Source organism: Plantibacter sp. Mn2098 (assembly GCF_049319745.1).
Classification (GTDB): domain Bacteria; phylum Actinomycetota; class Actinomycetes; order Actinomycetales; family Microbacteriaceae; genus Plantibacter.
On record NZ_JBMOUH010000003.1, the window covers coordinates 65761 to 91977 of the forward strand.

The window sequence follows — 26217 nt, forward strand, 5'->3', positions numbered from 1 at the left end:
TCTCGACCTTTCTCAGCCCATGTCAGCCCATGTCAGCCCATGTCAGCGACGCGTGAGCGCGATGTGAGCGGCCGGTCGGATGCTGGTGTCACCAACTTCCCACTGGAAAGGCATCGCAATGAGCAGCAGCTCCCGCAGCTCCCGCAGCTCCGACTGGGCCGTCGAGGCCCACGGTCTCGTCAAGACCTTCGGCGACAACCGCGCGGTCGACGGCGTCGACCTGTCCGTCCGCACCGGCACCGTCTACGGCGTCCTCGGCCCGAACGGCGCCGGCAAGACCACCACCATCAGCATGCTCGCCACCCTCCTGAAGCCGGACGCCGGCTCGGCGACGATCTTCGGCCACGACATCCAGCGCGAGTCGCAGGTCGTGCGTCAGCTCATCGGGGTGACGGCGCAGTTCGCGTCGGTCGACGAGAACCTGTCGGCCACCGAGAACCTCATCATCTTCTCCCGTCTCCTCGGCCTGACCCGCGCGGAGGCGAAGCGCAAGAGCGCAGAGCTCCTGGAGGAGTTCGGCCTGAGCGATGCGGCCAAACGACCGCTCAAGAAGTTCTCCGGCGGCATGCGCCGTCGTCTGGACCTCGCGGCGAGCCTCATCGCCCAGCCGCCGCTCATCTTCCTCGACGAGCCGACCACTGGTCTCGACCCGCGGACGCGTGCCCAGATGTGGGACACGATCCGCCGGCTGGTCGCAACCGGTTCGACGGTCCTCCTCACCACGCAGTACCTCGACGAAGCCGACCAGCTGGCCGACCGCATCGCCGTCATCGATCGCGGCCAGGTCGTCGCGGAGGGCACTTCCGACGAGCTGAAGGCCTCGGTGGGGGAGTCGTCCCTGCAGCTGCGCATCGAGAACCCGGCCGACCTGGAGGACGCGCGTCGTGTCATCTCCGATGTCCTGGGCGTCGACACGATCGTCTCTCCGGAGGCGACGCGCATCACGGCGCCGATGCGGAACCCGGACGCCGTCACCGACCTGTTCATCTCCCTCCGGGAGTCCGGCATCCGACTGAGCGAGATGTCGGTGCAGAAGCCGACACTCGACGAGGTGTTCCTCACGCTCACCGGTCACGGGGTCGAGGCGGAGGGCGCCGACACCGACGACTCGCCGGACGCAGCCGCAGCCGCGGCTGCCGGCATCGACACCGCAGCAGCAACCACCCCCGAAAGGATCAGCGCATGAGCGCCGTCACCCTCACCCCAGGTCAGGCACCTGCGCCCGTCCGCATCACCCCGCCGTCCGAGCGCAACCTGCGCAACCACGTGAGCCTCGGTCAGAGCGTCCGCAACTCGCTCACGATGGCGTACCGCGGGCTGCTCAAGATCAAGCGCACGCCGGAGCAGCTCATCGATGTGACGGTGCAGCCGATCCTCTTCACCGTCATGTTCACGTACATCTTCGGCGGCGCGATCGCCGGCGACGTCGCGAACTACCTGCCGATCATCATCCCCGGCATCCTCGTGCAGACCGTCATCACCACCTCGGTCGTGACCGGTGTGCAGTTGCGCGAGGACATGGACAAGGGCGTGTTCGACCGGTTCAAGTCCCTGCCGATCGCCCGCATCGCCCCGCTCGCCGGAGCGCTCCTGGCCGACACCGTCCGGTACACGATCGCCACGACCCTCACCTTCGTGATGGGCTACATCATGGGTTACCGGCCGGCCGGCGGTTTCGGTTACGTGGTGCTCGCGGGGCTGCTCGTGATCGTGTCGGCGTGGGCGATCAGCTGGATCTTCGCCTTCTTCGGCGTCGTCGCCCGCAGCGCGAGCTCGGTGCAGGGCATCTCGTTCATCATCCTGTTCCCGTTGACGTTCCTCTCGAACGCGTTCGTCCCGACGAAGACGATGCCGGACTGGCTGCGCGCGTTCGCCGATGTGAACCCGGTCTCGCACCTCGTGACCGCCGTCCGCGACCTCGCGAACACCGGCACTTTCGGTGTCGACGCGTGGCTCGCGCTCCTCGGTGCCGCGGTCATCGTGCTGGTGTTCGCACCGCTCACGGTGCGCGCGTACATGCGCCGCGCGTGATCGGCTGACCAGGCAGCGACGCCACCGAGACGCGACAGCGTCCCGCCCGAGACCCCTACCGCGCCGCCAGGACCCGACTGCCCAGCAGTTCGAGCGTCCTGGCGGCGCTCTCGTCTCCGCTGAGACCGCCGACCCGCTCGCGCATCGCCGCGACCGTCGGGGCGCCGAGGACCGACCGCGCACCGTCCCATTGGGCGTCGCGGTGCAGCGCCGGCGGATCCTGACGTGAGTTCAACCGCTCGGCGAGGGCCATGAGCTCCAGCCCGATCCGCGCGACGGCGGGGTCCGCGGATCGCACCGCCCACACGCCGATGCCGAAGCCGGCGGCGCCGAGCACGGGCTTGTCGATGAACGACGGCGAGACGCGTGAGGTCGCGACCACCCGCACCCGCAACTCGTGCACCCGGGCGGCTCGCGCCATCGGGTCGCCCGTTCCGTCGGTGATGCCCGCAACGATGGCTGCCCCTGCCACCATCAGCAGCCAGGGCGAACGCCGGTCCCGCGAGACGCCGAAGGTGTCCACGGCGAGGTCGTACAGCTCCTGCGCGCGCTCACCCTCTCCGCGGGCACGAGCGACCTCCGCGAGGCCGGAGTAGCCGATGGAGCGACGCTCCCTGATGGGGGCGAAGTCGGAGACGGGCACATCGTCGCGGAGGAATCTCGTGAAGACGTCGACCGCGGCATCGTATTCACCGCGTGCGATGTTGCTGAGGGCGACCACCCACTCGAGTTGGCGGAGGTCTTCCTCCGCGTCGAGCGCGCGGAGCCGGGAATCGGCCCGCTCGGCCCAGAGCAGGGCCGCTTCTGGCCTGGCGTTCTGACTGTTCAGCTGCGCGAGCATGTGGGAGGCCATCCCGGCGCCCCAGACATCGCCGATGCGCTCCGCGAGTTCCCAGGCGCGCTCGGCGGAACTCTGGGAGGTGTCCGGGTCGCCATCGTTCTCGGCGAATTGCGACACGAGGAGGTTCGCGATGCCGGCCACCCGCGGATCATCCGACGCCTGGTAGGAGCGGAGCAGGGATCGACCGCGATCCGGCCGACCGGAGGCGAGGAGCAGGGTGATGAGCGCTTGGACGCGGGCATCGGATGTCGGATGGGTGCGGTTGATCGCGCGGAGGGCGCCGAGAGCACGGGCGGCCGTGCGCCGGCGGGTGAACACGAATGTCGCCGCGATCATCGCGAGGCACACGGAGTAGCTGTCGACGTCGTCCGGGTCCGGAACCGTTCCACGGACCGCGTCGAGCACGGCCTCGCCGAACGCCAGGACCTCGGAGTGCGCGCTGCGGACGGACCAGGAGTAGCTGAGCAGGGCGAAGACGGGGGCGACGATGTCGGGACGCCCGGCGTCGATGCCCCAGCGCAGGACGCTCACGAGGTTGTCCTGTTCCAGGCGCGTCCTGGCGAGTGCCGCGATCTGGTCCGGACCCTGCGTCTCCGGCAGCTCCCGCTTGGAGAACTGCACGGCCCACTGGGCGAAGCGTTCCTGGACGAGCGCGTCCTCGCCGGCTTCGGCGAGCATCATCGCACCGAACTCCCGGACGGTCTCGAGCATGCGGAACCGGACGAGGCCGGTGCGGGTGTCGTCGCGGACGATGACGAGCGATTGTCCGACGAGCGCGTCGAGTGCATCCGCCACGTCCGCCTCCGCCCTGGTCCCCGAGCCCCCGGTCCCTGAGCCTGTCGAAGGGCCATCCACCGCACCCCCGGTCCCTGAGCCTGTCGAAGGGCCATCCACCGCACCCCCGGTCCCTGAGCCTGTCGAAGGGCCATCCCCGCCACCGTTCGACACGATGTCCGCCGCCTCCACCCCGAACCCGTCCGGGAACCGCGACGCCCGACGCAGCACGATCCGCTCCTGCTCGCCGAGCAGGTTCCAGCTCCAGTCGATGACGGCGAGGAGGGTGCGGTGGCGCTCAGGGGCGGTCCGTTCCCCGCGGGACAGCAGGGCGAATCGGTTGCCGAGGCGGCGCTCGATCTCCTCCACCGACATCGTGCGGATGCGGGCTGCGGCGAGTTCGATCGCGAGGGGCAGCCCGTCCAGACGGTCGCAGAGCCTTGTGATCACATCGAGCGGGACGGCTGCCGATGGGCGCGCGGCCCGCGCGCGTTCGACGAACAGGCGGACGGCGGGGCCAGCGGTCTCGAGAGTGGGTTGTGCGCCCGCGGCCGGCGAAGCGACAGGCTCCGTCGTCGTCGCGCCGGTCGATGCGAGCGAGTCGAGTTGATACACGTACTCGGCGGCGATCGTGAGCGGTGCACGGCTCGTGGTGAGGATGCGGACGTCGGTGGTCCAGTCGAGGACGTCGGCGATCCACCTTGCTGCGGCATCGACGAGGTGTTCGCAGTTGTCGACGATGAGCAGGGTCCGCTGTTCGGACAGTTTTGCGAGGATCCGGGCCCGCAGGTCGAGGACGTCGACGCCGGCGCTGAGCGAGTCGCCGATGCGCCGTGCGGACACTTCGCGGATGCCGAGGGTCGTCGCGACCGCGAGCGGGATGTCCTCGGCGTTCTGGACGCTGGCCAGCCCGACGAAGATCACCGCCGAGGTGTCGGCACCGGCCCGTCGACCGATCTCCTGCGCGACGCGGGTCTTGCCGAGGCCGCCCGGCCCGAGGATCGTGGTGACGCGGGCTGCGGCGATGAGCGATTCGATCGCGACGAGGTCGTCATCGCGTCCGATGAGTTCGTTCGGCGCGGTGCGGATGCCGATGCGGATGGGCGCGTGTGTTGTGAGCGCGGCGGGGGTGTGATCGGTCTGAGCCGACTGTGGGATGTCTCTGGGGGTCTGCGGGCCGGTGATGCCGGCGTCGGCGTCCGCATCGGTCCTCGCACGGGCTGCCGCATCGGCTCTCGCATCGGTGGCTGTCTCAGCGTCGTCCGCCGACCGCAGCAGTGCCGTGTGCGCGGCGAGGAGTCCGCCGGAGGGGTCCGCGCCCAGCTCATCGCGCAGCCGGGTCCGGTAGGCGGCGAAGAGCTGCATCGCCTCGGTGCGGCGCCCGGACTGGGCGTAGGCGTTGAAGAGCATGAGCTGGATGGCGTCGTCGAGCGGTGCGTCGGCCGCGAGGAGTTCGAGCTCCGTGACGACGGCGGCTCCTTCGCCGAGGTCGAGACGGCCCTGGACGACGATGCGGGTGAGGTCGCGGTGGAGGACGGCGGCCCGGTTCGCGAGGTGTCTGCCGAGTTCTGAATCGAGGTCGGCGCCCGGCTCGGAACGCCACAGGCCGAGGGCGTGGCTCGCAGCATCGACCGCGGTCCTGGCATCGCCCGTGCGGAGCGCCGATGCGGCGTGCTCTGCGACGCCGGTCGCGATCCCCAGATCGATCTCATCCGGAGCGGTGGACAGCGCGTAGCCCGAGACGGTCGAGGTCAGGAGGCCGGGTTCGAGGGCAGCGCGGACCCGGGAGACGAGGGTCTGCAGGGCAGCGCGGGCGCCGGCCGGCGGATCTTCCTCCCACAGTTCGTCGATGAGCTGTGAGGTCGATCGTCCGTGCGGTCCGGCGAGGGCGAGCGCGATGATGAGCGCCTGCGCGAGGCGTCCCGTCGGCTCCAGCAGGGTGCCGTCCCGGCCTGCGGCGACGACCGGTCCGAGCACACCCACCCGCACGATCGCGCCCTCGTGGTTCGGCGCGGTCCCACCGGTCTGCGATGCGGCAGTCCGGTGGTGCGGATTCGGCTTGGTGACCACTCACCGAGTGTAACGATCACCTCGGACCCTGACCGCCTCCAGCCCGCGAGCTGTCAGCAGTGGCTGCTCAGACACCGTCCATTCCAGCCACAACTGCCAGCTCGCGAGCTGGCAGCAGTGGCGGTTCTGGGGCGTCCGAACCAGCCACGACTGCCAGTTCGCGGGCACGGAGGGAGGCCGTCAGCGGAGGGTTTTGCGGGCGGTGATCTGGCCGGTGTCGAAACCGAGCAGGTGCAGACCGCCGTGGAAGCGCGCGTGCTCGATCTTGATGCAGCGGTCCATCACAACGTTGAGACCCTTGGACTCGCCGTACTCGGCGGCCTCCTGGTTCCAGATGCCGAGCTGCACCCACACGGTCGGCGCACCGATCGCGACGACCTCGTCGATGACGGCCGGGATGTCGCTCGCGCGGCGGAACACGTCGACGATGTCCGGCACCTCCGGCAGCGACGCCAGGTCGGGATACGCCGGCTGGCCGAGGATCTCGGTGGCGTTCGGGTTCACGAAGTACACGCGGTAGTCGCTCGACTGCTGCAGGTACGTGCCCACGAAGTAGCTCGAGCGGGCTGGGTTGGGCGATGCGCCGACGATCGCGATCGACTTCGCCTCCCGCAGGAGCTTGAGGCGCGCCTTCGCGTCCGGACCGACCCAGGTGCGCTGCGACCGCAGGAGCTTCGCGAGCGGGGAGTCGGCCGGCATCGCGCAGGTGAGGCCGTTGGTCAGCTGGACCGTCTCGGTCTCGGCCCCGGCCTCGGTCACTGAGCTTGTCGAAGTGCCTGCGCCAGCCCCGGTCACTGAGCCTGTCGAAGTGGTCGAAGTGGTGGTCATGCCGATTCCTCCTTCACCGCGAGGCTCAGCGCCTGGTCGAGGTCGTAGATGATGTCGTCCGGGTCCTCGATGCCGACGCTCAGCCGGACGATGCCGGGGAGCACACCGCCCGCGATGAGCTGTTCGTCGGTCAGCTGCGCGTGCGTCGTCGACGCCGGGTGGATGATGAGGGTCTTCGCGTCGCCGATGTTCGCGAGGTGGCTCGCGAGGTCGACGGACTCGATGAGCTTCTGCCCGACCTGACGGCCGCCCTTCACCTCGAAGCTGAACACCGAGCCAGGGCCCTTCGGCAGGTACTTGTTGGCGCGGTCGTGGTGCGGGTGGTTCGGCAGTCCTGCCCAGTTGACGGCGGCGATGCGCGGGTCGGCCTCCAGCCATTCCGCGACGGCGCGTGCGTTGTCGACGTGCGCCTGCAGGCGGAACGGCAGTGTCTCGACGCCCTGAGCGAGGAGGAACGCGGAGTGCGGGGCGAGGGCAGGGCCGATGTCGCGGAGCTGCTCAGCACGCAGCCGCGTGAGGAACGCGTACTCGCCGAAGTTGCCGGACCATTCGAGGCCGCCGTAGCTCGGGACGGGCTGACCGAAGAGCGGGAACTTGTCGCTGTGCCAGTCGAACCGGCCGCTCTCCACGACGACGCCGCCGAGGGTCGTGCCGTGACCGCCGAGGAACTTCGTCGCGGAGTGCGTGACGATGTCCGCACCCCACTCGATCGGCCGGTTGAGGTAGGGGGTCGCGATCGTCGAGTCGATGATGAGCGGGATGCCGTGCGCGTGCGCGACGTCGGCGAGGCCCTCGATGTCCGCGATCTCACCGGAGGGGTTCGCGATCGTCTCCGCGAAGACGAGCTTCGTGTTCTCCTGGATCGCGGCCGCGTAGTCAGCAGCATCGGAGGACTGCACGAACGTCGTCTCGATGCCGAAACGGCGGAGCGTGACGTCGAGCTGCGTGATCGAACCGCCGTAGAGGTTCGCGGAGGCGACGATGTGGTCCCCCTGGCCGGCGAGCGACGCGAAGGTGATGTACTGCGCGGCGAGGCCGGATGCCGTTGCGACGGCGCCGAGGCCGCCTTCGAGGCTCGCGACGCGCTCCTCGAAGCTCGCAACGGTGGGGTTGGAGAGGCGGGAGTAGATGTTGCCGTACTTCTGCAGCGCGAAGCGGGCCGCGGCATCGGCCGTGTCGTCGAACACGAACGCGCTCGACTGGTAGATGGGGAGGGCGCGGGCGCCCGTCACCTGGTCGGGGATGTTGCCAGCGTGGATTGCACGCGTGCGGAAGCCATACTCACGATCTGCCATGTCGATCACGCTACCGGAGCCGCTTCGGCCCGACTGCCCGTCGCTGCAACATTCGGACGCATTGGTGCCGTCGGGCGGTCCTGCTGCTATGCGGTCACTTCGACAAGCTCAGTGACCGGGTTTGGGGATCGGCGAGGCAGGGCACTTCGACAGGCTCAGTGACCGGTGCGTGCTCGGTCCCTGAGCTTGTCGAAGGGCAGGGCGTTGCGTGGCAGAAGGGGCACCTCGACGGGCTCAGCGACCGAGGCCGGGTCTGCACTGGATCTGCACAGGCTCGGTTGCTACGGTGGGAACCACGGCCCCGACGGGGTCGCCGGACGAGGGCGCAGTACCCGGAACGCGACAAGACTGACCACGCAGGAGTGTGTTCGTCATGGCATGGATCGTTCTCATCGTCTCCGGAATCCTCGAGGCCGTCTGGGCCACAGCGCTCGGCAAGTCCGAGGGGCTGTCGAAGCTCTGGCCGTCGGTCGTTTTCTTCGTCGCATTGGCCCTCAGCATGGCCGGGCTCGCCTACGCGATGCGCGACATCTCAACCGGCACCGCCTACGCCGTGTGGGTGGGCATCGGCGCATCGCTCACCGTCGTGTACGCGATGGCCTTCGGCGGGGAGCCGTTCACGATCGTGAAGATGCTCCTCATCCTGGGGCTCGTCGGGTGTGTGATCGGGCTGAAGGTCGTGTCGCACTAGCACTTCGACAAGCTCAGTGACCGGGGATAAGCTCAGTGACCGGGGAATGGCTCAGCGCCGGGACGCCGGTCCCTGAGCCTGTCGAAGGGTCGGGGTTGTGCGAGGGCACTTCGACAAGCTCAGTGACCGGGGGACAAGCTCAGTGACCGGGGACGCCGGTCCCTGAGCTTGTCGAAGGGCCGCAGGTCAGGACAGGTGCACCGCAACGAGTGACAGCACCGCGATGACGACCCACGACACGAGCCCGACGACGAGCGCCCGCCACCCCGTCGTCACGAGCGTCTTCACCCGGATCGCCGCACCGAGCGCGAAGAGCGCCATCGCGAGGAACGCGGTCTGCACCGTGTCCGCCGCATCGAGGACCGCCTCCGGCAGTGGCACGAACGTCCGGATCAGCACAGCCGCGATGAACCCGGCCACGAACAGTGGCACGATCGGCGGCCGAGGTGGCGCGTCGACGGCGACCGACCCAGCTGCCCCGCCGTCGGCCGAAGCCGAGGCAGCCGCAGCAGCAGACGCAGCAGCCTCGGCCGCCACAGCGTCCAGCCGCCGACGCTCGATCGTCGCGGCGACGGCGACCATCGGCGCGAGCATGAGCACCCGCGTGAGCTTCACGACGACGGCGACGGCGAGCGCAGACGTCCCGGCGATCTGCGCGGTCGCAACGACCTGACCGACGTCGTGCACACTCGCGCCGACCCAGTGCCCGAACTCGTCGGCGCTCAACCCGAGCGGGCCGCGGAGCGCAGGCAGGATGAAGATCGCGAGCGTCCCGCAGAGCGTCACGAGCGCGACCGGTGTCGCCTGGTCCTCGTCCTTGGCGCGCACGACCCCGCTCATCGCACCGATCGCCGATGCGCCGCAGATGGAGAATCCCGTCGCGATGAGGAGCGGCTGTGGTCCGGTGAGGCCGATCCGCTGCCCGAACCAGAGGGTCACGAAGAAGGTGATGACGACGATCGCGACGGTCGTCCCGAGCGTCACCCACCCGAGCCCTGCGATGTCGACGAGGCTGAGTTTGAGTCCGAGCAGCACGATCCCGAGGCGCATGAACCGCTTCGAGGAGACCCCGAGCCCTGGCTTCAACACCCCGCCGGCGAGCCGCTGGAACGCGGGGATCTGCCCGACGATCATGCCGAGCAGGACGCTCGCGGTCAGCAGCGGGACGGCCGGTACGAGCGTGTGGAGTCCCCAGGCGAGGAGGGCTGCGACGGCGGCGACCCCGATGCCGGGGAGCGTGCGGCGCAGTGCGCCCGCGTTCACGGCCGCACCCGATCACTCACACCCACGACGGCAACCAGGCGTGCAGGTACCAGTACCAGTAGGGCACGGTCGTCGCGGTCCAGAGCGGATACCAGAACACGCTCAGCGCACTTGCGATCACGAGGTACACCCCGACGACCCCGACACCCGCGACCCGGCGCTCCTCCAGATCGTCTCTGGAGCCGAGGATCTTCCCGAGCGCGTAGGCGAGGCCGAGGATGAGGAACGGCTCGAAGGAGATCGTGTAGAACTGGAACACCGTGCGGTTCAGGTACAGCATCCAGGGCAGGTATCCGGCGGCGACGCCGAGCACGATAATGCCGACCTGCCACTCGCGATACCGCACCAGCCGGTAGATCAGGTACCCGAGTGCGATGGCGGCGCCCCACCAGATGAGCGGGTTGCCGATCGAGGTGATCGCCGAGGAGCAGTTGTCCCACACACACCCGTCCGTGCCCGTCTTGGGCGATTCGTAGTACATGCTCGTCGGCCGGATCATGAACAGCCAGGTCAGCGGATTCGCCTGATACGGGTGCGGCGTGTGCAGGCCGATGTGGAAGCTGTACGCGCTCTGGTGGAACTGGATGAGGCTCTGCACCCAGTGCGGCACCCAGGAGAACGCGCCGGTCCAGGCGTTGCCCTCCTGGTTGGCCCACTGGCGGTCGTAGCCGCCGGAGGTGAAGATCCACCCGCTCCAGCTCGCGAGGTACACGACGAACGCCGGCGGAACGAGATTGAGGAACGTCGCAGGCCCCTGCTTGAGGATCGCAGCGCTGCCCCAGAACGTCAGTCCGAGCTTCCGGCGCAGGAGCATGTCGGTGACGATGACGTACAGTCCGAACCCGGCGATGAAGTACAGGCCGTTCCACTTCACGGCCGTCGCGGCCCCGAACGCGAGGCCGGCCGCGAGCAGCCACGGCCGGAACCAGAGGACGGGCCCCCACGCCGGATCTCGTCCGGAGGCCCGCGCTTCGGCGAGCTTCGCCGCGAGCCGTGATGCGTGCCAGGGCCGGTCGAGCAGGACGGCTCCGAAGCCGAGCAGCACGAAGAACATCAGGAAGTTGTCGAGGAGCGACACCCGCGACATCACGATGGCGTGGCCGTCGATCGCGAACAGGAACCCGGCGATGACCGCGAGCGCCGTCGAGGCGAACAACCGCTTCGCGATGAGGACGATGAGCAGCACCGCGAGGGTGCCGGCGATCGCGGTCGAGACCCGCCAGCCGAAACTGTTGTCGACGCCGAAGGCCGCCATCCCGAGCCCGATGAGCCACTTCCCGAGCGGCGGGTGGACGACGTACGACGCGACCGTCGAGAATCCGCCGGCGTCTCCGGAGGCGAACAGTTTGTCGGCGCCGTCCGGCCAGGTGCTCTCGTAGCCGTTGTTCCACAGCGACCAGGCGTCCTTCACATAGAAGGTCTCGTCGAAGACGAGGGAGTGCGGATGCCCCAGATTCCAGAAGCGCAGGATGGCTGCGAGGAGGGTGACCGCGATGGGGCCGCCCCACGTCCACAGGGTGCGCCTGCGGCCGACGCTGAGGAACCGTGCCCACCGGCGATCGAGGCGGGAGCCCGTCACAGGGGCTTCGAGGAGATCGTCCGACACGGACCCATGCTAGTCATCCGCGCTGAGGATGCCGCATCGGGCGCGGTGGGGCGCCTGCTCACCCGGCCGGGTTGCGCGGCCGGGCGTCGGGCTCCGTGACCCTCAGGGCGACCCCGGGTGTCAGACTGGGACCATGATCATCCTCGCGGCGACCCCCATCGGCAATCTCGGCGATGCGTCCCCTCGCCTGCGGGAGGCGCTCTCGGAGGCGACGATCGTCGCGGCGGAGGACACCCGCACGGCCGTGCACCTGCTGCGTGCGCTCGGTATCGAGAACCGGCCCCGGCTCATCGCGCTCCACGATCACAACGAGCGGGAGAAGGCCGAGGAGGTCGTGGCGCTCGCGGTCGACACTGATGTGCTGATGCTGAGCGATGCCGGGATGCCGACGGTCTCCGATCCCGGCTTCCACCTCGTCGAGGCGGCCGTCGCGGCCGGCGTCCGGGTCTCGGCCATCCCCGGTCCGTCGGCCGTCATCACGGCGCTCGCCGTCTCGGGTCTCGCCTCGGACCGGTTCACGTTCGAGGGCTTCCTGCCGCGGAAGCCGGGGGACCGGCGCGCTGCGCTGCGGGCCCTCGCGCAGGAGCAGCGCACGATGGTGTTCTTCGAATCGCCCAACCGGCTCGCCGCATCGCTGCAGGATGTCGCGGCGACCCTCGGCGACGACCGCCGGGTGGCCGTGTGCCGTGAACTCACGAAGTTCTTCGAGGAGGTCAAACGCGGGACGGCCGCCGAGTTGGCGGAGTGGGCTGCAGCCGGCGTCAAGGGTGAGATCTGCGTCGTCATCGCCGGTGCAGAGGCCAGAGCGGCCGACCCGGAGACCGCCGTCGATCAGGTGTTGGCGCTCGTCGCCTCCGGAACCAGGCTCAAGGACGCCACGGCGGAGGTCGCCGATGCCACGGGGCTCAGCAAGCGCGACCTCTACCAGGCGGCGCTCGCCGCGAAGCCTGCCGCACCGGGAAAGCAGGCCGGGACAACGGCGAACGGCTCCGGAAACGCCATTCGGAGCACCCTGAGCAGCGACTGACGCCCGTTACAGAGGTAACACGCACAGGCGCGGCCCGTGGTCGTTCTAGGATTGACCCCATGGCCGACGGCACCTCGTTCTACATCACCACGCCCATCTTCTACGTGAATGACGCTCCCCACATCGGGCACGCGTACACGGAGGTGGCCGCGGACGTCCTCGCGCGCTGGCACCGCCAGGCGGGTGACCCCACCTGGTTCCTCACGGGAACCGACGAGCACGGGCAGAAGATCCTGCGCACGGCGACCGCGAACGGCGTGAGCCCGAAGGAGTGGGCCGACAAGCTCGTCTCCGAGTCGTGGTACCCGCTGCTCGACACCATCGACATCTCCAACGACGACTTCATCCGCACCACTGAGGAGCGCCACGAGACCAACGTGCAGCTGTTCCTGCAGCGTCTCTACGACGCCGGGTTCATCTACACGGGCGAGTTCGAGGGCTACTACTGCGTCGGCTGCGAGGAGTACAAGCAGGAGAGCGACCTCGTTACAGGGACCGGCGAGTACGTCGGTCAGCCGGTGTGCGCCATCCACTCGAAGCCCGTCGAGCTGCTCAAGGAGAGCAACTACTTCTTCCGCATGAGCGACTTCGCGGACCGTCTCCTCGCGCTCTACGAGGAGCGTCCGGACTTCGTGCAGCCGGAGTCGGCACGCAACGAGGTCATCCAGTTCGTCCGCCAGGGCCTCAAGGACCTGTCGATCTCCCGCTCCACCTTCGACTGGGGCATCAAGGTCCCGTGGGACGACACCCACGTCGTCTACGTGTGGTTCGACGCACTGCTCAACTACATCACCGCCGCCGGGTACGGCTCGGACGACGAGGCGTTCGCGAAGCGCTGGCCCGCCACGCAGATCGTCGGCAAGGACATCCTCCGCTTCCACGCCGTCATCTGGCCGGCCATGCTCATGGCTGCTGGGCTCGATGTGCCGCAGCGCGTCTTCGGACACGGTTGGCTGCTCGTCGGCGGCGAGAAGATGTCCAAGTCGAAGCTCACGGGCATCGCACCGAACGAGATCACCGATACCTTCGGCTCCGACGCGTTCCGCTACTACTTCATGCGCGCCATCGCCTTCGGGCAGGACGGCTCGTTCAGCTGGGAGGACCTCTCGGCCCGCTACCAGGCGGAGCTCGCCAACGGCTTCGGCAACCTCGCATCCCGCGTCGTCGCGATGATCACGCGCTACTTCGAGGGGGTTGTCCCGCCGGAGGGCGAGCCGACCGAGGCCGATCTCGCGATCCGCGCCGCCGTCGCCGCCGCTGCGACGGACGCCGACGTCGCGATCGAACGGCTCGCCATCCAGGACGCGATCACGTCCATCTGGCGGATCGTCGACGACCTCAACGGCTACATCACGGTCCAGGAGCCGTGGGTGCTCGCGAAGGACGAGGAGCAGCGCGAACGCCTCGGCACGGTGCTGTACACGGCGGCCGAGGGTCTGCGTGCGCTCGCCGTGCTGCTCAGCCCGTTTATGCCGAAGGCCACCGAGACGCTCTGGACCGCCCTCGGCGGCGCCGACGCCCTCGGCCCGCTCACGGCTCAACCCGTGCGCGACGCAGGAACGTGGGGTCAGCTGCCGGCCGGAACGACCGTCAACGGTCTCGAAGCGCTGTTCCCGCGCATCGAAGCCACGAACGAGTAAGGGGTCCAGGTGGGCGACGAGGTGCACGTGCGGCAACGCGAGGCCGGAGACCGGACCGATCGCAGCTACCCGGCGCCGCCGACCCCGCTCGACGTCCCCGTCTACGACAACCACACCCACCTCGAATACGCCGACGGCGACAGCCCCATCGGCTACCTCGAACACCTCGACCGCGCGTCGAGCGTCGGCGTGCGCGGCGTGGTGCAGGTGGGCACCGACGTCGAGACGTCGCGCTGGTCGGCCGAGATGGCCGCGAAGGAGCCGCGGATGCTCGCGGCCGTCGCCATCCACCCGAACGACACACCGGAGCTGAAGCGCGCCGGGACGCTCGACGACTCGCTCGCCGAGATCGCTGCACTCGCGAAGCGCCCGCGCGTCCGAGCGGTGGGGGAGACCGGACTCGACTTCTTCCGCACGGACGAGTCGGGGCGCGACGCCCAGTTCGAGGCGTTCGAGGCGCACATCCGGATCGCGAAGGAGAACGGGCTCGCCCTGCAGATCCACGATCGCGACGCCCACCGGGAGGTCGTGGAGACGCTCCTGCGGGTCGGCGCCCCGGAGCGCACGGTGTTCCACTGCTTCTCCGGCGATCGCGAACTCGCCGAGCTGTGCGCCGAGCAGGGCTGGTACATGTCGTTCGCCGGCACGGTGACGTTCAAGAACGCCGCAACGCTGCGTGACGCGCTGGAGGTCGTGCCCCGTCAGCTGCTGCTCGTCGAGACCGACGCGCCGTACCTCACGCCGACACCAAACCGCGGCCGGCCGAATGCGCCGTACCTGCTGCCGTACACCGTCCGCGGGATGGCAGAGCACCTGGGGACCGACGTCAGCATCCTGTCGGCGCTCATCGCGTCGAACACCGAGCTCGTCTACGGCTCCTGGGATGACGAGCCGCCCCTCGCCGACCCCGGTACGGAAGCCGCGCCCAACGTCCGCTAGCCGTCAACCCCCGGTCCCTGAGCTTGTCGAAGGGCGCACTTCGACAAGCTCAGTGACCGGGTTCGGCGGTTGGGCCCTTCGACAGGCTCAGGGACCGGGGGACCGAGCCCGAGCTCTGGGACCGGCGAGCCACACGCGCTCGACAGGGGATACTTGAGGGATGACCGCTTCCGTCGCCCTCCTCGGCCCAGCCGAGATCAGAGATCTCGCAGCCATCCTCGACGTGACCCCCACGAAGAAGCTCGGCCAGAACTTCGTCATCGACGCCAACACGGTCCGTCGCATCGTGAACGTCGCGAAGGTCGCACCCGGGGACGTCGTCGTCGAGGTCGGACCAGGGCTCGGTTCGCTCACGCTCGGACTCCTCGAAGCCGATGCGAGCGTCATCGCCGTCGAGATCGACGGCCGGCTCGCGAAGCAGTTGCCGATCACGGTCGCCGACATGGCGCCAGGGATGATCGACCGTCTCGCCGTGGTCCATGAGGACGCCCTCAAGATCGAGGACCTCCCTGGCGCCCCGAGCCGCCTCGTCGCGAACCTCCCGTACAACGTCTCCGTGCCGGTGCTGCTGCACTTCCTGGAGCACTTCGACTCGCTCCTCGCCGGTGTGGTGATGGTGCAGGCGGAGGTCGGCTACCGTCTCGCGGCAACGCCCGGCAGCAAGGTGTACGGCGCGCCGAGCGTCAAGGCCGCCTGGTACGGCGACTGGCGCACCGCCGGTCAGGTCAGTCGTCAGGTGTTCTGGCCGATCCCCAACGTGGACTCCGTGCTCGTCGCGTTCGAACGCCGCACGGACGTCATCGGGACCGAGGCGGAGCGTCGGGAGACGTTCGCCCTCGTCGACGCGGCGTTCCAGCAGCGACGCAAGATGCTCCGGCAGGCGCTCGGCGGTGTCCTCGGCAGCTCGCAGGCGGCGGTCGAGCAGATGGAGCGGGCAGGCATCGCCCCGACCGCCCGCGGCGAAGAGCTGACGGTGCACGACTTCCTGGCGATCGTTCGGGCGGCGCAGTAAGGGTTTCGGCGGTGCGCTTCGACAAGCTCAGCGACCGGGCTCCCTCGTCGTGCGTCCCCACCGGTCCCTGAGCCTGTCGAAGGGCCCACCGCCCGGCGCGTCGACCACCGGTCCCTGAGCTTGTCGAAGGGCCCACCGCCCGGCGCGTCGACCGCCGGTCCCTGAGCTTGTCGAAGGGCCCCACCGCCCGGCGCGTCGACCACCGGTCCCTGAGCTTGTCGAAGGGCGTAGGGCCCCACCCGGCACCGATATTCTGATCACATGAATCACGATCCTCGATTCGGGGCGAACGTCCCCGACATCCACCGCCCGTACGTGGCGGCACCGTCGCGCTACGACAACACCACCTACCGTCAGGTCGGCACCTCCGGTCTGTACCTCCCGCCCATCTCCCTCGGCCTCTGGTACAACTTCGGCGACAACCGTCCGTTCGACAGCCAGCGCGCACTGCTGCGTCACGCGTTCGACCGCGGCATCACCCACTTCGATCTCGCCAACAACTACGGTCCGCCCTACGGCTCCGCCGAGACCAACTTCGGTCGGATGATGCGCGAGGACTTCGGCGCGTACCGCAACGAGCTCATCATCTCCTCGAAGGCCGGCTACGACTTCTGGCCAGGCCCGTACGGCAACTTCGGGTCGAAGAAGTACGTCACGGCGAGCCTCGACGAGTCGCTCGCGCGGATGAGCATCGACTACGTGGACATCTTCTACTCGCACCGCGTCGACGAGGTCACCCCCATCGAGGAGACCATCGGCGCCCTCGACTCGATCGTCCGCCAGGGCAAGGCGCTGTACGTCGGCATCTCGTCGTACTCCGCCGAGCGCACGGCGCAGGCGCACGCCGTCGCCCAGGAGCTCGGGACGCCGCTCGTCATCCACCAGCCGTCGTACTCGATCCTGAACCGGTGGATCGAAGACGGTCTGACGGACGTCCTCGGTCAGACGGGGCTCGGCGGCATCGCGTTCGTCCCGCTCGCCCAGGGGCTCCTGACCGACAAGTACCTCGGCGACGGCCCGGTCACGCGTGCGACCGACCGACCGTCGATCCCGGCCCGTCAGCTGACCGATGAGGCGACGACACGTCTGCGGTCGCTCAACGAGATCGCGAAGGAGCGCGGCCAGACGCTCGCGCAGATGGCGATCGCCTGGGTCCTCAACAACCCGCGCATCACCTCGGCGCTCATCGGCGCCTCGCGTCCGGAGCAGATCGACGAGAACCTCGCGGCGCTCGACGGCCCGGCGTTCACGACGGAGGAGCTCGAGGAGATCGACCGGCTCGCAGAGGGCGCGGACGTCAACATCTGGGCGGACTCCTCCAACAAGTAACCCGCTGCGGACGCTCGGGGCGTCCGCGGTCGTTCCTCGCGTGATTCAGCGCGGAACGCCCATCGGAACGGCACCGGATGCAGACATCGCATCCGGTGCCGTTCTCGTCTGTGACGCTCCGGTCCGGCGCTCCCAGCAGACGGTCGGGACGAGGCATCCGGCTCGTATAAGTTGGAACCATGACCAGCCAGGCCATTTCCGAGCACGTGCACGTTCGAGCCCCCGGGAAGATCAACGTCTTCCTCAAGGTGGGCGAAGTGATGGATGACGGCTATCACGATGTCGCCACGGCCTACCAGGCCATCTCGCTGTACGAGGACGTGCACGCGTATCCGGCTGACGACTTCAGTGTCTCGTTCACCGGATCGGTCGACGTTTCCGGCGTCCCGACCGATTCCTCCAACCTCGCCATCCGCGCTGCCAAGGCACTGGCGAGGCGGGCGGGGTACACCGGCGGTGTGCGCCTCGAGATCGAGAAGCACGTGCCCGTCGCCGGCGGTATGGGCGGCGGGTCGGCCGATGCCGCGGCCGCGCTCCTCGCCTGCGACGCCCTGTGGGGGACCGAACGCTCCCGTGACGACCTCCTGGCCCTCGCCGCCCGCCTCGGCGCCGACGTGCCGTTCGCGTTGCTCGGCGGGACGGCCGTCGGCACTGGACGAGGCGATCAGCTGAGCGCCGCCCTCGCCAAGGGCCGCTTCGAGTGGGTGCTCGCGATCGCCGACTTCGGCATGTCGACGCCGGAGGTGTATCGGGAACTGGATGCGCACCGCACCCGCCACATCCTCGACATCTCGCCGGTCGGATCGCAGCCGACGGTCGATTCCACCGTGTTGCAGGCGCTCAGGGCCGGCGATGCCGAGCTGCTCGCCGACGTGATGTTCAACGATCTGCAGGCGCCGGCGTTGCACCAGCGGCCGGAACTCACGAAGGTGCTGGAGACGGGGGAGATGGAGGGCGCGCTCGCCGGCCTCGTCTCTGGGTCCGGGCCGACCATCGCGTTCCTGACGGCGGACGCAGACCACTCGCTCGAACTGCAGGTGGCGCTCGCGTCCTCCGGTGTGCAGGCGATCCGTGCCCACGGTCCCGTGCACGGAGCCCGCATCATCGCGCAGTCCTAGTCCGGCGTTCCTGCTTCCAGAATTCAGGAAGTCTGGCCGAATTCAGGACGATTTGGGCTGTTTTCAACCCGAAACGTCCTGAATTCTGCGAAAGTTCCTGAATTCTGGAAGGGTGTGCGGGATCAGGCGGCGGCGATGCCCCGGGCGCGGAGGGCCGTCTCGATGATGGTGAGGCCCTGCATGCCGGGGAGCTTCGCGATGTGGCCGTCGATGCGACGCACCTCGGCCAGACCGTCCTCACCGCTGAACAGGTGCGACATCACGTGGGTGACCTCGGCCTCCGGCATGACCCCGGACCCGACCGGCCCCCAGAACGACTTGAGCGCGAACCTCGTCAACCGCCTGGCGCCCTTCGACGCCTCCAGACGTGTCCTCGCCTGACTCGCGTAGAACGCGACGTGCCTCGTCTCCTGCTTCGCGATGCGCCGCAGGAGCGTTGCGAGGACCGGGTGCTGCTCCATCTCCGCGAGGCGCGTGTACGCGGCCGTCGCCGACCACTCGTTGGCGGCGCCCCAGCTCATGTGCACGGCGATGAAGTCATTGCCGACGAGGTTCCCGAGCACCGACTGCTTGATCGGGTCCAGGTGGTCCTTCCAACCGAGCTTCAACCTGGTCGCCTTCAACTGATCGAAGTCGACCGTGATGTCGTGGGCCTTGAGCACCGCGGCGAGCGCCTCGCCGTGCCAGAACTCCTCCCGGTTCCACATCGTCATAAACGCCGTCACGTCGCGATCCTCGTGGGAAGGCGTCATGAGCATGTCCCGCAGGTAGCAGACCGTGTGGTACTCGATGTCGCACATGTAGCGCAGGCTGCGCAGGGTCGATTCGGGGAGCGGGTTCGTGCGGAACTCGTCGAAGTCGAGGTCCTCCCAGTTCACCTGGACGGATGTCTCGGTGTACCGATCGATGTCAAACGCCATGTGCGGTGGGACGTCCGGCGATCTCGTCGCCCGTCGTCCGCTCTCCTCTCATCGGGGTGCTGGGTGCTGCCGTCGTGCGGGGTTCGGAGCGGCGGGTGCTGTCGGATCGGTGATCGGTGCCGGTTCGTCCGGATCTGGTTTCGGCAGCGCGCTGCGCCAAACGCTGTGCCGACCGTTGGGCGGTACGCGAACGATGCCACTCCCGCACCGGCCAGCGCCCCTCCTGGGCGAGGCGGTACAGTTCGTGGTCCGGATTAATGGCGACGGGGTTCCCGACGAGGCTCAGCCACGCGTGATCGGCGTGCGAATCGCCGTAGCCGTAGGAGTGCGCGAGGTCGAGCCCGTTGTGCTCCGCGTACTGCCGCAGCCACGCGCCTCTGGCTTCGTCGACGAGCGGCGGGGCGGCGAGGTATCCGGTGAGCCTGCCGTGCTCCTCGTGCATGGAGCCGGCGACGACCTCGTCGAAGTACGGTTCGAGCGGCGCGGCCATCGCCCCGATCGTTCCCGTGACGAGGATGGTCCGATGACCGGCTGCCCGGTGGGCCTGGATCTGTTCGAGCGCTTCTGGCAGGAGCCTCGCCCGCACCGCATCGCCGAAGGGGCCGTCGACGATGGCGCGCAGCCGTTCGACGTCGACGCCCTCGTAGCGTCGCATAAACGTCCGGATGAACTCGCCGCGGTCGCGTCGCTCTGCGCCGAGGTATTTCGGGAGGGAGACGGCGAGCGATCCGAGTTCGTAGGGCAGGCGGCTCTTGGAGGTGGCAGCGAGACGCAACCACAGGTATTGCTCGACGAGGTTCCATTCGAGCACGGTCCCTTCGAGGTCGAAGACGGCGACGACGTCGGAGCGCACCGGCAGGATCTTCTGCTGCCCCGGCGTCTGCTTCGAGCGGTTCGCGAAGGCGCGCGTGAGGGTCGTGATCGCCGGGAAGTGGATGCGTTGGAAGTAGTCGTCCCAGTCGATCGTGGTGACGTCGAATCCGCGGTCGCGCCGCGCATCGGCCGGGAGTTCGTGGTGCAGCGCCCTGGCCTGCTCGTCGTCGAAGACGATCTCGCTCTGCACGTACGCCCGGTACAGTCCGGTGAATTCACGCAGCGACCCGAGGTCGCGCCCGGCCTTCCTGATGCGGTCCTGCCACTGCCTGGTGGTCGAGCCCGATGGCAGTTTCGAGACGATGCGTCCGGCCGCCGCCGTGGCGATCTGGCGGCGGTTGATGGAGCGTTCGATCGCCCGGCCGCCGGGGAAGTTCCAGGTGGGGACGGCGATGTCGCCTGCGTCTGCTGGCAGGGGCGACTCGGTGAAGTAGGTGTGCACGTTGCCGTACATGCGGTGGAACGGCAGCGGATTGCTCGCCCCCGAGCTGATGTGCACGTACCTCGGGGCTGCGGGTGCCGGCGGCCGCTGGGCTGCGGCGAGCACGGCGTTCACCACGAAGTCGACCGGGATGATATCGAGGACGCTGTCCGGCAGCCCGGGGAACTCCGGCAGTTGGCCGCGGCCGTAGGCGAGGATGAGCGGATCGGCGACCTTAAATCCGTCGATCCAGCCGGGGAACGGGTGCGACAGGGCGCTCTCGATGATCGAGGGCCGCACGACGGACAGCCGGCCGCCCTCCTCGGCCCACTGCTCTTCTGCGACGCGCTCCGCGAGGGCTTTTGTGAGTGTGTAGACGTCGGTCCAGCCGAGGCTCTCCGCCCTCGTCCGGCCGTAGTCGACGAGGCGTTTCGTCACCCAGTCGACGCGCGCAGCCTCCGTCGCAGCGGAGACCGCCTGCGGTCCGGCCTTGCCGTGTGCTCGGCGCGCCGTCCCCATCAACCGGCGGAGCACATCTGGTCGTCTCGAAGCCTCCTCCACACGGGTGCGGGCGCTCCGTGCCGCCTCGGCCTCGACCCGCCAGTCGACGGCGTGTTCGAGGCTGCGCTCCGGCTGGATGCCCTTGCGGGTCCCGCCGACGTACGCGGTCGACACGTGCACGACGTGCGGCGTCGATCCGCTCCGTGCGATGGCGTCGTAGAGGACGCGAGCGCCGCCGACGTTCGTGGCGAACGCCTCATCGATGGGCGGATCGAAGGACACGGTCGACGCACTGTGGATGACGATGTCGAGATCGTCGGCGAGGGAGTCGATGTGGTCGAGCCCGCCGTCGACGACGTGCACGCGCTCGGCGATGGCGCGGTTCGCCTCGGCCTCGCCGACGCGTTCGCGCCACGAGCGGAACACAGGCTTCCGGAAGAGCGTGGTGAGGCGATCCCGCCCGGCGACGTTGCCCTTGCGTCTGATGAGCAGGCTCACCCGGGTGGTGGGATGGTCGGCGAGCAGACGTTCCAGGATCGCCTGGCCGAGGAACCCGGTGCCGCCGGTCAGGAGGACGTGCGCCCCGTCGAGCGGCGACGACTCCACGAGGCGGGCGGCGGCTGCGTCCGTGGCAGTGGCAGCGTCAGCGGCTGTCGCTGTCGCAGCGTCCGCGTCCGCGGTCGCTGCTGCGGGTTCGATCGACTCGCTCATCGTGCGGCTCCAGCCTCGATCGGTGTTGCGCCATGTCGCGGTCCGCGCCGGGCGACGCCGGCTGCGAGATGCAGCCCGGCCTGCCCGGGGAGCGCATCGATCCGGTCGTCGATCGAGAGGACGGCCGGATCGCTCCAGACGGTTCCGCCTGGGAAGACCGTCCGGGCGAAGAACGCCGTCTCCTCGCGTCCTGCCGCTGCGGAACCGGTCGGCCAGGCCGCGGAGCGGATGCGGCGCCGGGTGATGGTCCTCGCGCGGGGGGACCGTGCCAGCCGGTCGCGCGCTTGCGCCTCGAAGAACTCCAGGTGCCGCGCCTTCGTCGCGAGGATCGCCTCGACGTGCTCGACGAGTGCCGGATGCGCGCCCGGTTCGAGGAGGGTCCGATAGGCGGCCTGCGTGAACAGCTCGTCCACCGTGCCGATCGTCATGTGCCAGGCGATGACGTCCTCGCCGATCGCGTTCGCGGTGACGGCGTGGCCGATGGGGGAGACCCGCTCCCGGAGGCGGCGCACGGTGTGGGAGATGCCGCGCTGCTGGGGCGTCTCACCGACGGGCTGGCCGTCCGCCGCGAGGATCGTGTCGATCGTGTCGGCGATCCAGTACTTCTCGTACGCCCAGGTCACGAGGAACGCGGTGACCCTGGCGTCCTTGTGCGTCGGGGTCACGAGGACGCCGCGCAGGTACTGCATGGTGGCCCGCTCGATGTCGGCGAGGTAGTGCAGGAGCCGGACGCTCGATGCTGCGAGGGGACGGTCGTCGAATGCGGCGGCATCGATGAGCGCGCGCCGACTGCCGACGGCCGACTTGGCGAAACTTCGTACGTCGAAGTCGTTCGCCGGCCGGCTCTGCACGCCGTTCCCCAGGTGATTCCCCGCCATCGCGTCTCCCATTCGTCACGATATCGCCACTCTAGCTTGCAACGATACGCAACGCGTAGCGTATTCTGTCCCCATGGCAACAGCGCTAGTGACGGGTGGCACCTCTGGCATCGGCGCGGCATTCGCGAGAGCACTCGCTCGCCGAGGCTTCGACCTCGTCCTCGTCGCGCGCGACGAGGACCGTCTTGAGCAGGTCGCAGCAGAGCTCCGCCGGACGGGCCGCAGCGTCGAGACCCTCAGCGCCGACCTCGCGGACCGAGCGCAGGTCCAGCTCGTCGCCGAGCGGCTGAGCGACCCGGAGCGGCCGATCCGCGTCCTCGTCAACAACGCCGGCTTCGGCCTCCACGCCCTCCTGACCGGGCCGGACCAGGACGAGTTCGACCGCGCGTTCGAGGTCATGGGTCGATCCGTGTACATCCTCTCCGCCGCAGCGGCCAGATCGATGCGCGAGCGCGGCCGGGGCACGATCATCAACGTCTCCAGCACGGCCGGTTTCATCACGATGGGCATGTACTCCGCACTCAAGGCCTTCGTCACGACCTACAGCGAAGCGCTCTCGGTCGAACTCGCCGACACCGGCGTCACCGTCACCGCCGTGTGCCCGGGCTGGGTCCACACCGAGTTCCACGAACGCGCGGGCATCAACACCTCCTCGATCCCGGCAGCGCTCTGGATCGACGCCGACCGGCTCGCGGATGACGGCCTGCGGGACGCCGGCCGCGGCATCGTCGTCTCCATCCCGAGTCGCCGGTTCCAGACCCTGATCTGGTTCGCAAGGCACGCTCCGCGATCCCTCGTGCGGGGAGTCTCCGGACGGTTGTCGTCCAGTCGGCGGAAGTCGATCGGATGAGCGCGGAGGCCAGATTCACGTCGACGGCGCACGCGTGCGCCAGGTTCGTGGCGCAGCGCATGCTCCTGAAACCGCTGGTCTGGTCGCTCACGCGTGTGACGGTGCACGGCCGTGAACAGCTGAAGGGCGTCGAAGGCACCTTCATCGTCGTCGCCAATCACACCTCGCACCTCGACGCCCCGCTCGTGGTCGGGGCGATGCCGCGCAAGCTCTCCCGCTACCTGGCGGCCGGGGTCGCCGCGGACTACTTCTTCGACGTCCCGTGGCGGCGCTGGTTCGCGGCGCTCTTCTTCAACGCCTTCCCCGTCGACCGCAGCGGCGACCGCAAGCGGGCCGGGATGTCGAAGGACCTCCTCGCCTCCGGCGTCCCCCTGCTGCTGTTCCCGGAGGGTGGCCGATCCGCGACGGGCCGCCTCGGCGCCTTCAAGCCAGGCGCGGCCGCGCTCGCCGCATCCCACGACATCCCGTGCGTCCCGGTCGTCGTCGTCGGAACCCACCTCGCGATGCCGAAGGGCCGCAACTGGCCGGTCGCCGGACGGCCGCGCGTCGACGTCGTGTTCGGCGCTCCGATCCGGTCGCTCTCCGGGGAGACGCCCGTGCAACTCACCGCCCGCATCGTCGCCCAGGTCGTCGCACTGCGGGCATCGATCGAACCACGACCACCCGTGCAGGACGTCCTGCACGGCGCCAGCCGAGAGGAAACCGGATGAGCAACGTCCCGACGAGCAGCAGGCCAGCGGACACGGGTGCTGGAGGAGCGAGCCCAGCGAAGAGCGCAGCCGGCACGGCAGCCGGCACGGCAGCCGGCACCGCTCCCGTGAGCAGCGTCCCGCACATGAAGTGGTGGGGGTGGGGCGTCGAAGGGGTCGCATTCACCTACGGCAACAAGCCGGACTTCGCACCGTTCGTCAAGAAAGCCGTCGGACTGGACCTGAGCCTCCCGGCGGAGTCGCCCATCGCGTTCGAGGACCTCGTCGTCCCGCCGTCTCGCGCGACCGACGACTTCCTCGCGCTGTGCTCGACGCTCATCGGCCAGGGTCACGTGGTCACGGACGACCACGACCGGGTCGTGCACACCTACGGCAAGAGCATCCGCGACCTGCTGCGCATCCGCGCGAACCTGCTCCCGCGCACCCCCGACGTCGTGCTGTATCCGGCCGATGAGCGGGAGGTCCAGGCGATCGTCGAAGCGGTCGTCAACCAGGACGCCGTCATCATCCCGTTCGGCGGCGGCACCAACATCTCCGGCAGCCTCGAACCACGACCGGAGGAGACGCGCATCGTTGTGTCGCTCGACGTCGGACGGTTGAACCGCGTCCTCGACATCGACGAAGGATCGGGGCTCGCCCGCATCCAGGCCGGTGCGCAGGGACCGGACATCGAGAAGCAGCTCGCCGAACGCGGGTGGACGATGGGGCACTTCCCGGACAGCTTCACCCACTCGACCCTCGGCGGCTGGGTGGCGACCAGGTCCTCCGGCATGCAGTCGGACAAGTACGGCGACATCGCGGACATCGTCCGTGGGCTGCGGCTCGTCCGGCCGGGCGGCATCGTGGACCTCCGTCCGGTGCCGAGCACATCGACCGGGCCGAGCGTCCGCGAGATGATCCTCGGCAGCGAGGGGCGGCTCGGCGTCATCACGGAGGTCACCGTGCAGGTGCACCGGGTGCCGGCGGTCCGCGACGTCATCGGATACTTCTTCCCCACCTGGGAGGCCGGTCTCGCCGCGATGCGCGAGATCGCGGAGAGCGATGCGAGCCCGTCGATCACCCGCGTGTCCGACGCCAGGGAGAGCGGGTTCTCCTTTGCGACGCGCAAGGCCAGCACGGGCGTGACGGCCGCGGGGACGAAGGCGCTCATGCGGGTGCTGACGGCCCGCGGCTGGGATCTGGATGCGCTGTGCCTGTCGTTCATCGGGTACGAGGGGTCCGCATCGCACGTGCGATACGAGAAGCACCTCGTTGGGCAGATCGTGCGCAGGCACGGCGGGATCGGCGTCGGCAAGGGGCCAGGCGCGCTCTACGACCAGAAGAAGTTCGACACGCCCTACATCCGCGACTTCCTCCTCGACCGCGGTGCAGCGGCGGACGTGTCGGAGACGGCCGCGCCGTGGTCGCGACTCCAGGAGGTGTACGACGAGGCGATCGCCGCGGCGAACCGCGCCTACGCCGACCTCGGGGTGCACGGCTGGATCATGTGCCACCTGTCGCACTCGTACCATTCGGGCGCGTGCCTGTACTTCACGTTCGCGTTCGTGACGGGCGATGATCCGCTCGGCGAGTACCAGCAGGTGAAGTCCGCCGTGCAGCAGGCGTTCGTCGACCACGGGGCGACGCTGTCGCACCACCACGCGGTCGGCGTCGAGCACGCGCCGTGGATGGAGGACGACATCTCCGCCGAGGGCGTCGCGATCCTGCGGGGCTTGTTCGAGAGCGCGGACCCCGGCGAGAACTTCAACCCCGGGAAGGTGTTGCTCGGCTGAGCGGCCCTGCGGTCCCTGAGCTTGTCGAAGGGCCCGTGCTACAACCTGATGCCATCTGCACTTCGACAAGCTCAGTGACCGGGTGGAGAACGTCGGTCCCTGAGCCTGTCGAAGGGC

Annotated in this window: 20 protein-coding genes and 1 riboswitch; of the genes, 12 read left to right on the top strand and 8 right to left on the bottom strand. The window is 69.0% G+C overall.

Annotated elements, in window-relative coordinates:
- The first annotated feature begins 118 nt into the window (after window positions 1–118).
- Window positions 119–1186 carry an ATP-binding cassette domain-containing protein gene (locus ACL9RL_RS05830; protein ID WP_422779278.1) on the top strand — a complete coding sequence of 356 codons (1068 nt, stop codon included), beginning with the start codon at window positions 119–121 and terminating at the stop codon, window positions 1184–1186.
- A complete protein-coding gene (locus tag ACL9RL_RS05835; RefSeq protein ID WP_422779279.1) occupies window positions 1183–2031 on the top strand; it encodes an ABC transporter permease in 849 nt (282 codons plus the stop codon). The genes ACL9RL_RS05830 and ACL9RL_RS05835 overlap by 4 nt, the downstream gene beginning before the upstream one ends.
- Before the next feature lie 55 nt (window positions 2032–2086).
- Here the strand turns inward: ACL9RL_RS05835 and ACL9RL_RS05840 are convergent, their stop codons facing one another.
- The 3 genes from ACL9RL_RS05840 to ACL9RL_RS05850 form a co-directional block, all read right to left on the bottom strand.
- Window positions 2087–5716 (bottom strand): AfsR/SARP family transcriptional regulator, encoded by a 3630-nt coding sequence (locus ACL9RL_RS05840; RefSeq protein ID WP_422779280.1) that lies wholly within the window; start codon window positions 5714–5716, stop codon window positions 2087–2089.
- Window positions 5717–5896: 180 nt separating this feature from the next.
- Window positions 5897–6415 (bottom strand): CoA-binding protein, encoded by a 519-nt coding sequence (locus tag ACL9RL_RS05845; RefSeq protein ID WP_422779564.1) that lies wholly within the window; start codon window positions 6413–6415, stop codon window positions 5897–5899.
- Window positions 6416–6540: 125 nt separating this feature from the next.
- Window positions 6541–7839, bottom strand: coding sequence for an O-acetylhomoserine aminocarboxypropyltransferase/cysteine synthase family protein (locus tag ACL9RL_RS05850; RefSeq protein ID WP_422779281.1), 1299 nt, complete (start codon window positions 7837–7839; stop codon window positions 6541–6543).
- 292 nt (window positions 7840–8131) lie between these two features.
- Window positions 8132–8195, top strand: a riboswitch (guanidine-III (ykkC-III) riboswitch).
- 17 nt (window positions 8196–8212) lie between these two features.
- Here ACL9RL_RS05850 and ACL9RL_RS05855 point away from each other — a divergent pair.
- Window positions 8213–8530 carry a DMT family transporter gene (locus ACL9RL_RS05855; RefSeq protein WP_422779282.1) on the top strand — a complete coding sequence of 106 codons (318 nt, stop codon included), beginning with the start codon at window positions 8213–8215 and terminating at the stop codon, window positions 8528–8530.
- A 186-nt stretch (window positions 8531–8716) separates the two neighbouring features.
- Here ACL9RL_RS05855 and ACL9RL_RS05860 read toward each other — a convergent pair whose 3' ends face one another.
- Window positions 8717–9793 (bottom strand): YeiH family protein, encoded by a 1077-nt coding sequence (locus tag ACL9RL_RS05860; RefSeq protein WP_422779283.1) that lies wholly within the window; start codon window positions 9791–9793, stop codon window positions 8717–8719.
- A gap of 16 nt (window positions 9794–9809) precedes the next feature.
- Window positions 9810–11399, bottom strand: a complete 1590-nt coding sequence (locus ACL9RL_RS05865; protein WP_422779284.1) for a dolichyl-phosphate-mannose--protein mannosyltransferase — start codon at window positions 11397–11399, stop codon at window positions 9810–9812.
- Between the two features lie 133 nt (window positions 11400–11532).
- Between ACL9RL_RS05865 and rsmI the strand changes: the two genes are divergently transcribed.
- From rsmI to ACL9RL_RS05895, 6 genes are all read left to right on the top strand, one after another.
- Entirely contained in the window at window positions 11533–12426 is an 894-nt protein-coding gene (gene rsmI, locus ACL9RL_RS05870; protein WP_422779285.1) for a 16S rRNA (cytidine(1402)-2'-O)-methyltransferase, read from the top strand.
- A 59-nt stretch (window positions 12427–12485) separates the two neighbouring features.
- Window positions 12486–14066 carry a methionine--tRNA ligase gene (metG, locus tag ACL9RL_RS05875; protein WP_422779286.1) on the top strand — a complete coding sequence of 527 codons (1581 nt, stop codon included), beginning with the start codon at window positions 12486–12488 and terminating at the stop codon, window positions 14064–14066.
- A gap of 9 nt (window positions 14067–14075) precedes the next feature.
- Complete coding sequence (locus ACL9RL_RS05880; RefSeq protein ID WP_422779287.1) at window positions 14076–15005, top strand: TatD family hydrolase; 930 nt, start codon at window positions 14076–14078, stop codon at window positions 15003–15005.
- A gap of 160 nt (window positions 15006–15165) precedes the next feature.
- Entirely contained in the window at window positions 15166–16017 is an 852-nt protein-coding gene (gene rsmA / locus ACL9RL_RS05885) for a 16S rRNA (adenine(1518)-N(6)/adenine(1519)-N(6))-dimethyltransferase RsmA (protein ID WP_422779288.1), read from the top strand.
- A 261-nt stretch (window positions 16018–16278) separates the two neighbouring features.
- Window positions 16279–17346 carry an L-glyceraldehyde 3-phosphate reductase gene (mgrA, locus tag ACL9RL_RS05890; RefSeq protein WP_422779289.1) on the top strand — a complete coding sequence of 356 codons (1068 nt, stop codon included), beginning with the start codon at window positions 16279–16281 and terminating at the stop codon, window positions 17344–17346.
- A 179-nt stretch (window positions 17347–17525) separates the two neighbouring features.
- Complete coding sequence (locus ACL9RL_RS05895; RefSeq protein WP_422779290.1) at window positions 17526–18464, top strand: 4-(cytidine 5'-diphospho)-2-C-methyl-D-erythritol kinase; 939 nt, start codon at window positions 17526–17528, stop codon at window positions 18462–18464.
- 122 nt (window positions 18465–18586) lie between these two features.
- Here ACL9RL_RS05895 and ACL9RL_RS05900 read toward each other — a convergent pair whose 3' ends face one another.
- The 3 genes from ACL9RL_RS05900 to ACL9RL_RS05910 are packed head-to-tail and all read right to left on the bottom strand — an operon-like array spanning window position 18587 to window position 22768.
- A complete protein-coding gene (locus tag ACL9RL_RS05900) occupies window positions 18587–19384 on the bottom strand; it encodes a ferritin-like domain-containing protein (protein ID WP_422779291.1) in 798 nt (265 codons plus the stop codon).
- Window positions 19374–21890 carry an SDR family oxidoreductase gene (locus tag ACL9RL_RS05905; protein WP_422779292.1) on the bottom strand — a complete coding sequence of 839 codons (2517 nt, stop codon included), beginning with the start codon at window positions 21888–21890 and terminating at the stop codon, window positions 19374–19376. Before ACL9RL_RS05905 ends, ACL9RL_RS05900 begins: the two co-directional genes overlap by 11 nt.
- Window positions 21887–22768 (bottom strand): hypothetical protein, encoded by an 882-nt coding sequence (locus ACL9RL_RS05910; RefSeq protein ID WP_422779293.1) that lies wholly within the window; start codon window positions 22766–22768, stop codon window positions 21887–21889. Before ACL9RL_RS05910 ends, ACL9RL_RS05905 begins: the two co-directional genes overlap by 4 nt.
- Before the next feature lie 73 nt (window positions 22769–22841).
- Between ACL9RL_RS05910 and ACL9RL_RS05915 the strand changes: the two genes are divergently transcribed.
- The 3 genes from ACL9RL_RS05915 to ACL9RL_RS05925 are packed head-to-tail and all read left to right on the top strand — an operon-like array spanning window position 22842 to window position 26100.
- Entirely contained in the window at window positions 22842–23618 is a 777-nt protein-coding gene (locus ACL9RL_RS05915; protein ID WP_422779294.1) for an SDR family NAD(P)-dependent oxidoreductase, read from the top strand.
- Window positions 23615–24328 carry a lysophospholipid acyltransferase family protein gene (locus ACL9RL_RS05920; protein ID WP_422779295.1) on the top strand — a complete coding sequence of 238 codons (714 nt, stop codon included), beginning with the start codon at window positions 23615–23617 and terminating at the stop codon, window positions 24326–24328. The genes ACL9RL_RS05915 and ACL9RL_RS05920 overlap by 4 nt, the downstream gene beginning before the upstream one ends.
- Entirely contained in the window at window positions 24325–26100 is a 1776-nt protein-coding gene (locus ACL9RL_RS05925; protein ID WP_422779296.1) for an FAD-binding oxidoreductase, read from the top strand. Before ACL9RL_RS05920 ends, ACL9RL_RS05925 begins: the two co-directional genes overlap by 4 nt.
- Window positions 26101–26217 lie beyond the last annotated feature (117 nt).